The sequence below is a fragment of the Nitrobacter sp. JJSN genome, assembly GCF_051912485.1.
Taxonomy (GTDB): domain Bacteria; phylum Pseudomonadota; class Alphaproteobacteria; order Rhizobiales; family Xanthobacteraceae; genus Nitrobacter.
In genome coordinates, this window is sequence record NZ_CP196822.1 from 2843457 (window position 1) to 2856397 (window position 12941).

Here is a 12941-nt window from a genome sequence, read left to right on the forward strand (position 1 = left end):
ATAACATGACCCCGCCTTCAAATTCGGATGAAAAGAAATTCGACACCTTCGCCGACGCAGAGTTTGCGCATATCCGGACAGGCAGGACGCGCCGGCTCGGTGTTGATGAAACCGGTGTGCCCTGGGCCGGGCTCGGGTTGTCAGGGGGGGGCATTCGGTCCGCTTGTCTCGCGCTCGGCGTCCTACAGGTGCTCGCCGAAAGGCATCTGCTCTCCCGCTTCGATTATATCTCGTCGGTTTCGGGCGGAGGCTACATTGCCTCTTCGCTACAATGGTGGTGGGCCAAAAAGTCCCGCAGCGAAGTCCAGCAGCCCGGTGAGACGCCGAAGCAACCCAATCAAACCAAATTTGGTTTGACAACGCACGACTTCCCATATGGAAGCAGCACGCGTCCGTTAGGCCGTTTTGATAATGGATCTGCTGCCGAAAGAGGATTGAGAAACCTCGATTTTCTGCGTGCACATGCGTCTTACCTAACTCCAGGCAACGAACTGACCATATGGTCCATGTTGGTGGTCGTTTTGAGGACGGTTGCCATCAGTCTTCTGATCTGGCTCCCACTGCTAGTCACAGTCTTCGCAGGATGGCACTACCTGAACCGAACGTTTTTCGATGGCTGGGCCGAGTACTGGGATCTATCCTCGCCCGTCGGCAATCTCATCAAGCGGCACTGGAATGCTGACGAGATGTACGACTGCCAGGCTAAGGGCAATTGTATTTTCTACCTTCGTGCCGGGTACGCCGGATTTATCTATATTTTCTATTGTGCCTTGGGTCTTTTCGGTTTTGTTGCCGTCCTCTACGGTTTTGTAAGCAGAGCACCCCAGGATCATCGTTCTTCTCATTTTGTGGTGGCCACAGCATTTGGAGCGGCAACGGTTCTTCTGGCGACGAGCTATTATCTTGCTCATCCGATCGTCGCTTACGATACATCTGCCGCAACAATACTTTTGGTGGTTGCGCTGCTGGCAACGATACTGCTCGTATGGGCCATCATCGAAATTTGCACTCCCGATTCCCTGAATCCCAGCTATTGGCTCAGGCGGTTTGTCGAGAAGTGGCTTGGCAAGATATTCTTGCCTTCGATGGCATTTCTGGCCATCGGGCTGGTGCCGATCGCGTTTTATTACATCGGGCAGACAGATGATGTGCCCAAACCTTCAGGAACTGGAAGCATTTCGGGGGTCTTCAGCCTCTTAAGTGGTATCGCGTCGGCCCTTTACAGCTATTATGTTTTCATAAGAAACGTGGTTCCAAGCATCGCTGCTCGGATTGCGGCAACGCTAGGGGCACTTATCTACCTCTACGGCACCCTGATTCTGGCCTACTGGCTGTCGATCGCGATCGTCGAAGCGCCTTACCTGATTTCAGATTCCGTCGACCAAGTTGAGGCTGCTGGCTGGTGTCTGGCCGTTATAGCGTTTCTTCTAGCCATCTACGGCAATATCAACTTTGTTGGCCTTCATCGCTATTACCGCGACCGGCTGATGGAGGCCTTCATGCCGGACGATGCATCCGTCACAGCGATGCGTACACGGCGATCGCCTGTCGCCGACAACCTGTCCATGACCGATTTAATTAGCGCGAGTTGCGCCGAACCAGGCGACGCAACATCCATCCCGACGCCCTATCCACTGATCAACACCAACGTAATTCTGGTCAAAGACAAAAATTCGAAGTTTGCAGCACGCGGCGGCGCAAATTTTCTCATATCGCCTTTGTTTGTCGGCAGTTCTGCGACAGGCTGGGTCGATACGGCTACTTTCGTGGCGCGCCACGGGGCGATGACCTTACCCACAGCGATGGCCGCTTCCGGTGCGGCCGCGAGTGCCAGCGCTGGTTACATCGGCACCGGCATCACGATGAATCCCGTTGTCGCCGCCGTCATGTCGCTGCTCAACATCCGCTTGGGGCTATGGATTGGGAATCCGGCCAATATCAGCTCGCATAAAGTTCGGCGCATCCCGACATTCTTCAATCCCGGATTTTGGTCTGGCGTATTGGGTCGCGGGCATCGCAGCACTGACCGGTTTCTTGAGCTCACCGATGGCGGGCATTTCGAAAATCTGGCCATGTATGAACTTGTTCGCCGCAAGTTGGGTGTAGTTCTCATAGTCGACGGAGAGGCAGACCCACAGATCAGCCTCGCATCCCTCGTTTCTGCCCGAAACCGCATCCAGGAAGACTTCGGCGCGCGGCTGGAATTTCTGGATGATCAGGGCCCCGAGCTCTTGGTGATGCATGAGGCACGCGGCTATCCCGTCGACGCAAAATACGCGAGCTCGCCATTCATCGTGGGGCGGCTCACCTACAATGACAATTCGACCGGAACATTCATCTACATCAAATCGAACGTCACGCCTAAACTGGATTTTTCTATTGCGGGATATCTCGCTTCAAACAAAAATTTCCCGCATCAGTCCACTGCCGACCAGTTTTTCAGCCCTGACCAGTTTGATGCTTACCGCAATCTCGGTGCGGCCAGCGCGCGCAAAATGATCGACACATTGCATCTTGGCGCCACGATCTGCCAGCCTCAGGCCATCATTGATACTTATGTAAAGTGCGGACCACGGTCCTGAGAAGCTTTTGCGATTTTGCTTTCTTAAATTGCCTATCGCCATCACTTCATCCCGCAAGACGGATATCCCGATCAAGGAGATCGTGCGGCTCACCGGACATAGCCGGGGCCTCGTCCGCAAGGTGCTGCGAGGTCAGCGGTCCTATGTGGTTTAGGCTGCGCGAGAGCTCGCTCGAACACCACTTATCATGGCTGGACGCAGTGGGCTCGGGCCGTCGTAACGGCGCTGACCTGTGGCGCTGCCTCAAAGTGCCGGGTTTAGGGGCTCGGTGCGGGTTGTTACGGAATGGGCGACGCGCCGTCGGCGCTCCGAGACGCCTGATGCTCGGAGTCTACGGCGCGCACCCTCCGCAAGAACTATCGCCCGCCTGATGACCAATGGTCACTACGCTATCAAAGTCAGAAACCGTCACCCTCGCGGCGATCGCAAGGCGTTTCTCTCCTGGTGGAAGCCCGAGAGATCATCACCGCTTTCCATACGATGATCCGCAAGAAGGCTCACGCCGATGACCTATGGCTGGAGCGAGCATGCGCAAGCCTTGTCGCGTCCTTCGCTAACGGCATCACCAAGGACAAGGCCGCCATCAACGCCGCGATCGCGACGTCTTGGTCAAACGGACAGACCGAAGGCCAGACCACCAAGCTCAAGCTCATCAAACGTACGGCCCCGCCAAGCTCGATCTGCTTCAGGCTCGAACCTCGACCGCGGAAAGAACCATGACCCCGGCAACGGCGAGATCATCAGGAGTTGACTCCCGCCCTGTGATTAAAGAACGGACGACTAATTGATCTTCCAAAGCGCGACATCGAAGCCATCGCCAATATCAGCAAAATTGCCTGCACCGACAAAGTTGCTACCCGTCCAAAGATCGAAGTGACCTGTCGCGTTAGCCCAAGCCACGTGGTAGACGACAATTCCCGCTTGTCTCGGCAGCGTTTCCGCATCGATCATCGTACCCGGATTCTTGCTCATTCCCCAATAGATTTGGCCGAGAGTGCCTTTCAGATAATTGCCCATCGTGGCGACTTTAACAATAAGCGGGCGCCCATCCCCAGCAATGGCCTCGCGATATGTCCGAGAAATATCGCCGCCGGCCGCTAAAATGGCCAACGAAAGCCTGATGCAACAAGTATTCTCGTAATTCGGATCATCGATCAATCCGGGCCAGTCGCCTCCTAGGGATATAAAAAGATCAGGCTTCGGCGCGGTCGGATAATTTGACGAAAGTCCATTAAACGTAAGTGCCATAAGTACTCTCCTGAAATCGATAATCACCACGCGGATCAGAGGCTCGCCGTTGAGGACTGAGCAGTTTAGGAGTGCGATCCTCCTTTCTATGAGTCGCGCACATAACAAGCTACATTCGACTTACCTGTTTCTGTCCAAAAAGGATCATGGCCTTTGCCTTAGCATCCGACGCTTGTATCGATTTTTGCAGAAACGGAAAAAACACAATCGACCGGCACATGTTCATCCGAAGCGCGATCACCTTTGGTGCTGTGCACGAAATTTACCAACCTCTAGTTTGACGTACCCTGGGTTGCTCGGGTAGACTAATGCTAGTTTTTAGATCTCATAGGATTTTTCTTTGGAGTATTGAGGATGAGTACGCGCTTTGGTGCGGTGTTCGGGGCAACGCTGGCCTTCGCGCTATTGGCGCTGTTTTCCTGTTCGACGCTCTCGCTGATCCTGCAGATCGTTGCCACCAAGGGTGCCGAAGTAACGGTCGAGACCGGCTACATCTACGTCCTCACGATGGTGGGTGGACTTGTATCGGCATTGGTCATCGCGCAGCTGAGCGTCACGAAGCCGGGCGCGGCTCCTGGCGTCGGCGGTTTTCAGCCTGAATCTACATTCGGCATCTATGCCACCAACTCGGTGGTCGCAGTCTACCTGTTTGTCTGGATATTTACCGGCCTCGCGGCGCTGATCGTCGGCGTCATGCTCTATCCGAACGCTAATAAGACAATCTCCGACCTAGGCACCACCTGGCTCGGCTTGGCTGTCTCCGCGGCTTACGCCTATTTCGGAATCAAGCCGGGTGGCGGCGCGGCCGTCCCGGAAGCCGCGACAGTCCAGCCCATCGCATCTATCGGCCAGCAACTCCAGCAACAGATCGATCAGGGGAAGATAACCTTCGATATCGGGAAGCCTGAGTTGAAGGACGAGTTGCTGGGGACAAACAACGGCACCAAGGTCACCTCGAAATTGCAATCGCTGGTGCTCGAACTGTCGAAGTTATCACCGGTGTCCATTCGGATCAGCGAACTCCTGCGGCCCTCGGGGGATTCCCATCACGTCGCAGGCCGAGCCGTCGATATCGGCAACGAAGAGATTGCGAACAGCCTTCTGCCGCTGGTGGCCACTGACGCCAAGGTCACCCAGCTTGGCATCGACGAGATCATTTTTGATGCGGCCGTCGCCGGCGACGCCGACCGCAACAAGTGGAACTACGATGTCGGGCTAAAGCACTCATATGACGGCGCCGCGCTCGACGATCACAAGACCCACATCCACTTTGCGGCGGCTGCCTAGCGCGGCTCCCGCTGATTGTGAAACGCATATCAGAGGAGCGGCGGTCCGACACGGTGTGACGGTTCAACATATCGGAAGCCCGCCGCTCGGCCAATTTGGCGACGTTGTTTGCATTGAGGGCGCACATGGCTCTTGCATTCAGGCTATACGGCAAATTCCGTTGGCCGCCGACAGCAGCGCCGGCCACGAACCCAGCCGTCGCCGCTGGCATTGTCGAAATCCATTACGAAGTCAGGGAAGGCGAGCCTCCGGACGGGCCACGTCGTCCTTATCTGCGCTGGTACCCGACGGACAATACAGGCGATCCTCCACCGCCGGCGAGTTTGCTGACGGAGCACCTATTCGACTTCACTCCCAACAACGCGGCTGAATGGTTCAGGGCCAGGGAAAAAGAAGACTGCCGGATCTGGCTCGACACTACCCAGCCGCCGTCAAGCCTGCGGGATGGCAGCTGGCTGGTCTTTCGCGGCGCGTTTCTGTTCGAGCAATACCGCGAGCGGGACGGCAGCAGGCAGTCAGCACCGTTGCTCGATCTGCAATGGCCGCTCGTTACCCAGTGCGAATACCGAAAAAATGCGACGGTCTATTCGGCACTGGGAATTTGCCGCAAGACGAAGTCGCTATTTTATTTCAATTTCCATCTGCCCTTTCCGGTCCGGCGAACCAGTCTTAGCGACGATACCAGCAACAACGTCGCGGCCTTTCCGTTTGCCGCGGTGTACAGCCTCGCACCCGCGCCCGCTGGCCTGCTTGGCATCGATACGCTCGTGGCCGGATGGACAAAGGGCGACGCGTTCCCCAATCTGGCGCAGGACGAGACGCGCCCGACCGACACATCCTTCCCCTTCAAGGGAAGCAGCAATCCGGCCATCAAGGAGTTGGGCAAGTTCGGCTTCGCGGAATACGGGCGGCCACCGGGCGGCGACTTTGCCCTGTACAATCGCCATCGCGACGTCACCGGACAATACTGGCCGAAGAACCGGCAAGCGGTGCTGCAGGACATCCTGTGGCCCTATGGCTTCTCATTGCCCTACAACGAACTCGACTGGCTCAGTCCAACACCCCTGTTGACGTTCGATTCCAGCCTGCGCTTCTCTCCGATCAGCGAAGACTGCAACAATATTCACGAATTCAGTCTGATCTACCGCGCCACGATAGCGCCGATCCCGAAGCGCTCGATGAACAAGGGCGATTTCCGATCGGACGGCAAGGAACTGCGTATCCAACTCGAAGATGAAATCGGTGGACGCCTGGCCGATGGCACCCAGTTTGGTCTTGCGGATATCCAAGCAGGCGAACAGGCGTCCGAGATTGAGGGCTGGCTGGTGGTCGGCCAGGTTCTTTCGGTCGACTGTGAGCTTTCGTGGGAAATTACACGCGACACAATCTGGAGCGCTCACCGCGACGCCGACTGGTCGCCGACGGTTACGGTTCGCCTGCATTGGCCTGAGACCCTCCCCAACAACGAACACATTGGCGCCAAAGTCGACGAGACCACGCAGTTTCGCGCCGGCTTGCTGGCGCAGGGAGCCTACTCGTTCCAGGCCGTTCGCGACGCAATGGAGCCCGGCGAGGCCAGCCAGCCTCACTCGTTCCTGCCCGATCTCACGACAAGGGCGCCTGGGTGGGTACGCTTCACGCTGTACGGCTCTCCGATTCCAGCAACCTTTGACGAGGAAGGCAAGATCAGGTGGGGCCGTCCGCCACCCGGTCATGCAGAGATGGCATGGCGGCGCCCAGGGATGCGGCTCAGCCTGGCAAACCGGTGCGACCTTATCAGGCTCCGCGACCCCAGAGAGCCCAACGATTCGACCAAGGAAACCACGGAGCTGGGAAACACCAGCCTCGAGTTGGAAGCGAGCGCACTGACCTTTTTCCAGACCTCCAATGTGAAGCTCACACTGACGCTTTCGCACGACAAGCTGTGGCCACCGCAAAGCTCTGACACCATCGGCGACGACGCGCCATTCTTTGCGTCATTCCATGTCAAAGCGACGCCAATAACCAACGACTGGCACGGCCGTCTTTCGTCGTTGCAATTCCGCGGCTTCGCCAACATCCCGACGGCGCTCGTCGACCCCGACACCGGCCACATTCGCATTGGTGGGCGCGGAACGCGGCTTGGGCTAGGGAATGTCGCCCCAATTCTTACTTTTCCCAATGGCCGGATCGCCGCGGAAATCAGCCTCGCAATTCCGGTAGCGGAGGTTGAACCGATTGGCGTCGATGTAGCCCGCGGCGATCGCAGCGGACGTCCCGCTCCGCTCCTGATACCCCTTGATTGTCCGGAAAACTCCTCCGCGCCGGACAATCGGCTATGGCTGACAGTCACGGAAACCCTGTCGCCGACGCAGGACCGCTGGCTAAAGGCCAGCATTTCGGAAGACTCCCAGCAGACCGGCAATCGATCCTATGTCGTGCTGTCGTCGGAACCGTTCACGATTTTTCGCTTCACACAACGGGCGCTATACGACCGGGGCCAGGAGGATAACGCATCGGTTGCAGTCTATTCAGGTGACGACCGCATCTGGCAGTACAAGCGCGTTTCCGAGTACTACCACTACGTCTTGCCACCGCAGGCCGTAGGCGAAAGCGCCGACAAGCCGCGACGCCTCGAAATCCATGACCTCCGCGATCCGGACCCTGATGTGGAAACGCCTCCCAGGCCATTTGTGCGCCGCATTCTGACGGACGAGGATGGCAACCCGATCAGAGACAGGAATGGAAAGCTTCAGCTTGATGCGGCGAGCGAGGTCCAGCGTCGCGCCGTCGAATTCCGCCTGACACCATCGGCGGAAATCTGGATCAGTCCGAGCGACGTCGAGCGCGCCTATTTCATGCCGGAATCGACCAGCTATGAAATCTTCCGGCAATCCGGCCAATATGGTCTGGGTGCCGCGCTTGCGTTCCTGCGCGCCGAATTTCTCTACGGCCTGCCGGTCGGCATCGACGTGTCCAGGGAGCGCTCCATCGCCCGCGGCGCGCGCGTTGCCGAAATCGAGGCGCTGACGGGCCGGCTGACCGGCGCGGCCCAGCAACTCAACGCCGACGCGCGGCTGTCCGCCCGCTGGAATGCGCTGAGAAGCGCGATTTTGCGCCGGCCGGAACGGCTGGAAATCTGGGCGCGCGATCTCGATTCAACTATCGACTTCACGCCGGCGCGTTTTACCGACGGCGCGCAATTTGCGCTGCGACATACCGCCCTGCATCGCGCCCCCCTGATCGACCAGCGTGCGCGCGAGCAGCCCGAAAGCGCCGACGACTACAAATCGTTGCCGAAGATCGCGGGCCTCGATCCATTGAACGTGCCATCGGAGATGGAGGCCTATCCGCGCCACCATCCGCAAGGACTAAGCGGCGGTGCGCTGTGGCCGGTCGAATCGCTCAATCTATTCAGGACGCTGCTGGGCGCGCCACAATCCAACGGCGGCGCCATCGAATCCATCGCCCTGTCGCCGACAGGCGGCGATGCGGTGCAGAAGGCCGAGTTTCTCGGCGGCAAGGTCACCATCATCAGCGATACCCGCAACGGCTACGTTCAGCGCCAGCAGGTCGAGGTGATCGGCCGCATTTGCGCGTTCTGGCACCGGGCCAAGCACGTCGTCGTCTACGAACGTACAGTCAATCCATCGGCGCAATTTGCGCCGAAGAAAGCAGAGGACGAGCAGAGGACGCGGTCCCGCCGGCCGATCCTGCGCAAGGTGCGCGAATATATCGAGCTGTTGCAGCCCGAGCGCAATTACCCGGATTTCACCACTGCGGCGCAGCGTAGCGCCGGCTTCCTGGAACGCGTGCGCTTCAATTCGAAGATCATAAATGTCGACAGCGCCTGGTCGCATGAGGTCGGAACCTTCGGCTGGGAAATTCCACTGTGGAACAGGCTCAGCGCCCGCGAGCGTCCGCAGGTCTATGCAATGCCGGACATTGCCTTCGTGTCGACGGCCGAGGGCGATGGCCAGAAGCCAGTCGTCGCGCAGGAGTGCCTCGACCCGGATTACTTGTTCTTCTTCGCCGACTTCAGCACCACCACGACGGCCGACACCGATACATGGGTATCGCGGCTCAATCTCGACTTTCCCAACATGCCGATGGCACAGGAGATCGCCAAGAAAGCGGATGCGAAGTCTTCGGAGGGGCCACCAGAAAACGAGAAAGGCTTCGAAGGACGCCGGCGCTCGGTAGGCCGCATCCTCCCCGGCCTTCGCCGCTTCACCTGGCGCCTTGCACCGGGGGCGCAAAAAGCGGCGCTCAACGCGGGGCGAGCGGAAAATCCGGTCTATGCTGGGCTCGACAGCGTCAGCTTCATGCGCGCGACACACGCCACGGGCGTACCAACGGCGCTCGGTGATGAGCATGTACTGTCGAAAGTGCTCGATATTACCGCCAGGTTCCCCGCCGAAGGAGTAAGCGAAACGCTCTCGGCACTTAAATACTGGGACAGCAAGGGCGAGAACGCCGGCTTCGATGGAGCCAAGGCGTTCTCGGACAATGTGGGGGCGTTGGTCAAAGCGTTCCGCGACGAACACAAGGACGTCAACGCTCTCAATGCCGCGCGTGCCAAGCTGGCCACACAATGGAAAGGAGACTTCAAAGACAAGTTGAAGGGGACGATCCCGAAAAACCTGCAAGATTTTGCAGGTTTCGTGTCGGGGCTGAAGGCCGCTCCGTCGCTTTGCGGCAAACTCAAATCCGATGCCGTGGGGATGATCCAGCGCAAGGAGATGCTGGTTCGCTCCGCATTGCAGGACTGGGTCGCTCAGACGGACGCCATGCTGGCGGAAATACAGCCCTTTGCAGCAGGCGCAACAAAGGCAAAGGCAATCGACGAACTGACAACCCGCGCCGTCACGTACATACAGCCTATCTTCAGCGAGGCGAGCCAGGATATCGCAAATGTGGAGGAAGGCGTCGAGAAATCAAAAGCCGTAGTGATCGATTTTGAAGCGGAGGCCGAAGCGGTCTTCGATCGGGCACAGCAGCGCATCCAACAATTCGTTAACGGCTACGATCAGGCCAAACCCTGGTCCGGCGAGCGGCGTCAGGCCTTTCGGGCCGGCTTGACGGCCTGCGTCTCGAATCTGGAGACAGATATCGACGCGGCCATCGAGGAATCGCGCCATCGGCTCGGGGTCGAACTGAACGAGGTCAGTCAGACGGTCGCAGGGCATGTCGCAAAGGCGCTGAAGAAAGCCACGATCCTTGAGGCCGGCGCGCTCGACAAGGTCACAAGCGTTCAGCGATTCGTCGATCAGCTTCTCGCACAGATCGACAAGTCGCTTCAGCAACTCGGTCAGCAGGCCGGTGGCGGCAAACTCAATGAACTGACCGCCAAGGTCGACGCATCCAACCTCTCCACAGGGCTGAAGGACAGGGCAAAGGCCGCGCTGGTGGCGATGCAAGCCGCGTGCGACGCGGCAATTGTAACGATTGCCGACGCTCGCGCCAAGGCCAAGGCCTTCGACGAACGCGCCGACGACGCCGTTACCCAAATTACCCTTGCGGCCAGTGCGCTGACTGCGGCCCTGAAGGATATCGCCAAGGCGGTCACCGACCAGGTGCAGGATCTGGTCCAGGTAGCGACTGAGATTGCGAATGAACACGCGGATAAACTTGCCGCGGACTTCAACAGCACCTTTGGCGGAATCAGGAGAGAAATCGACGACATCGTTGCATGGCCCGACCAATGGCTTTCGAAGATCGGAAGCCAGATCGACGCCGTGGTGCTGCCAGCGACCAGGTTCCTGGATTCTTCGCTGACGGAGATCAAGCTCAATCTGCGGAGAATACCTGCCACGGTTCTGCCGATCGTTGACGATGTGAAGCAAGGCCTGCAACACGCGCAGGACGCCCTGGCGCCCGACAGCCTGCTGCAGAATGTCGTCAAAGACCAGGTTATCAAGCGGGCATTGAGCCAGCTTCTTGCGCCGCTTCCCGAGAGCATCCCGCCGACGGAACTGACTGCGATCGCGGAAGCCGTTGGCAAGATCAGAGTTCAGCTTGGATCACTGGTTGAAACCGTTGGCGATCTGACCCGCAATCTGACCGAGGGCGCGCTTGGAGCGTTCGATCAGGTCTCCAAGGTCTGTAGCGAGTTATCCGAGGGCGTGGCGGACGTTGAAGCATATTTCAACAAATTGGCTGGCAACGCTAAAGACTATTTCGACTCGCAATTGGCGGCCGCCTACAGCGCCCTGGAAAGTCAGCTCGGGAACCTGGATCAGGCCCTGAGTACTTTTCCCGACGATGTCGCTGGCCTGATCAAAGCTGCCCAGTCCTTCGATCGCTCGGTTCGAAGTCTGCAAAACAACCTGTCTCGCGCCGACGAAACGGCGCGGATGTACGCGGATCGCGTCTTTGACCGGTTCAGCAAGCTCGATGACGGCGGCATCCTTGCCGCCCCCAGCAACATCCTCAAGCTCTATTCCGCCGTCACCACGGCGCCTGAAATCGCGGCGCTGAAGGCGGACATAGACCGCATCCGCTCCGGCTTCGACGAGCTCAACGATATCGTCCAGACCACCAAGGCCAACGCGCTGTTCAACCGGCTCGGAGACGAGCTGAAGGCGCTCGGCCTGTCGCTGCCGTTCGACAGGATCGGTGACCGCCTGCTGCCCGCCAACCTCCCCGACTTCGACATCGGCAAGGTATTTCGCAATTTCGGCGGAACGAAGCTCGACAATCTCCTCAACGGCTACAAAATCCCGTCCGGGGTAAGCGACGCCGTGCGCGTCACGCACGATTTCGACAAGAAGCAGGCGCGGGCCTGGGTGCAGGTCGATATCGACGCGCCGATGAGCGGCCGCCGCAGCCTGTTTTCGATCGGTGTCTTCAAGGCCGACTTCGTCGACATGCGCCTCACAGGCCAGGTCCGGCTCGAGGCGGCATCCAAGGACCAGGACAAGGTGACCGAGACCGGCTACGGTCACATTGGTGCGATGATCGATCTCGTCGTCGGTGGCCAGTCGATGGTGCGGTTCGAGAAATTCGGGTTGAACTTTACCCGCGAAACCGGACTCAAGATCGAATTCGATCCCAAGAACATTCGCCTCAATCCATCGTTCCAGTTTATCCAGGATTTCCTGGGGACACTGTTTCCGGACAAGATCGGCGGCCTTCAGGTCATCAAGCAGAACGGCATTCCGGTCGGCGTGCAGCACGACTTTGCACTGCCGCCGATGTCGCTGAATTTTGCGACCAGCGGCGTATCGAACATCTCGATCGAGAACCACTTCAAGCTGCTGGCGTTCCCGGACTTCATGCTGGCCAACCGCTTCAACCTGTCGACGATAGAGCGGCCGTTCATCTTCTCCATCTTCATCATCGGCGGCGCCGGCTACATCCAGATCGACGCCGAGTACCGACCTTTCGACAAGGAGCTTACGGTTACCGTCGAGGCGGGAGCCGGCGGATCAGCGTCGCTTGCCTTCGCGTTCGGTCCATTCTCGGGCCAGGTCTTCATTACGTTGTCGGGCACCCTCGCCTACCGCAAGGTGATCGGCAAACCCGGCGGCGGCCTGTCGATCTCGGCCGTCCTGGTGATCGCAGGCCACGTCGACGTTGCCGGCATCGTCACCGTCGGCATCGTGTTGATGCTGCGGATGACCTATCGCGACAACGGGCAGATCGACGCTGACGGCTCGCTCACAGTCGAAATTCGTATCTCGAAGTTCTTCAAGATAACCGCGCGCGCTAACGCGAAATACAAAATGCGCGGCGGCAAGTCCGAGATGGTCACCTCGACCAGTGCCGATGTCGAGATGACGGACGAAAGATTGAAGAAGCTGCAAAACGCTGCCGACAAGCTCAAGAAGGCGAGGAACTAGG

General features: G+C 58.6%; 4 protein-coding genes and 1 pseudogene. 4 read left to right on the plus strand and 1 reads right to left on the minus strand.

The window, feature by feature from the left end; translation table 11 throughout:
- Nucleotides 1–5 precede the first annotated feature (5 nt).
- Both ACSZOQ_RS14020 and ACSZOQ_RS14025 read left to right on the plus strand, forming a co-directional pair.
- A complete protein-coding gene (locus tag ACSZOQ_RS14020; protein ID WP_439923092.1) occupies nucleotides 6–2582 on the plus strand; it encodes a patatin-like phospholipase family protein in 2577 nt (858 codons plus the stop codon).
- A gap of 58 nt (nucleotides 2583–2640) precedes the next feature.
- Nucleotides 2641–3277: pseudogene (locus ACSZOQ_RS14025) on the plus strand (ISL3 family transposase); the annotation flags it as partial.
- Nucleotides 3278–3362: 85 nt separating this feature from the next.
- On the opposite strand, the gene ACSZOQ_RS14030 reads toward ACSZOQ_RS14025, so the two are convergent.
- Complete coding sequence (locus tag ACSZOQ_RS14030; protein ID WP_439923093.1) at nucleotides 3363–3830, minus strand: T6SS effector amidase Tae4 family protein; 468 nt, start codon at nucleotides 3828–3830, stop codon at nucleotides 3363–3365.
- 354 nt (nucleotides 3831–4184) lie between these two features.
- On the opposite strand from ACSZOQ_RS14030, the gene ACSZOQ_RS14035 reads away from it, so the two are divergent.
- Nucleotides 4185–5117 carry a hypothetical protein gene (locus tag ACSZOQ_RS14035; RefSeq protein ID WP_439923094.1) on the plus strand — a complete coding sequence of 311 codons (933 nt, stop codon included), beginning with the start codon at nucleotides 4185–4187 and terminating at the stop codon, nucleotides 5115–5117.
- 125 nt (nucleotides 5118–5242) lie between these two features.
- Entirely contained in the window at nucleotides 5243–12940 is a 7698-nt protein-coding gene (locus ACSZOQ_RS14040) for a hypothetical protein (RefSeq protein ID WP_439923095.1), read from the plus strand.
- The last annotated feature ends 1 nt before the right edge of the window (nucleotide 12941 follow it).

Bases quoted from the DNA above. Each gene is read 5' to 3' on its own strand.
- ACSZOQ_RS14030 (WP_439923093.1), bottom strand. From the start codon at position 3,830: ATGGCACTTACGTTTAATGGACTTTCGTCAAATTATCCGACCGCGCCG.
- ACSZOQ_RS14020 (WP_439923092.1), top strand. From the start codon at position 6: ATGACCCCGCCTTCAAATTCGGATGAAAAGAAATTCGACACCTTCGCC.
- ACSZOQ_RS14035 (WP_439923094.1), top strand. From the start codon at position 4,185: ATGAGTACGCGCTTTGGTGCGGTGTTCGGGGCAACGCTGGCCTTCGCG.
- ACSZOQ_RS14040 (WP_439923095.1), top strand. From the start codon at position 5,243: ATGGCTCTTGCATTCAGGCTATACGGCAAATTCCGTTGGCCGCCGACA.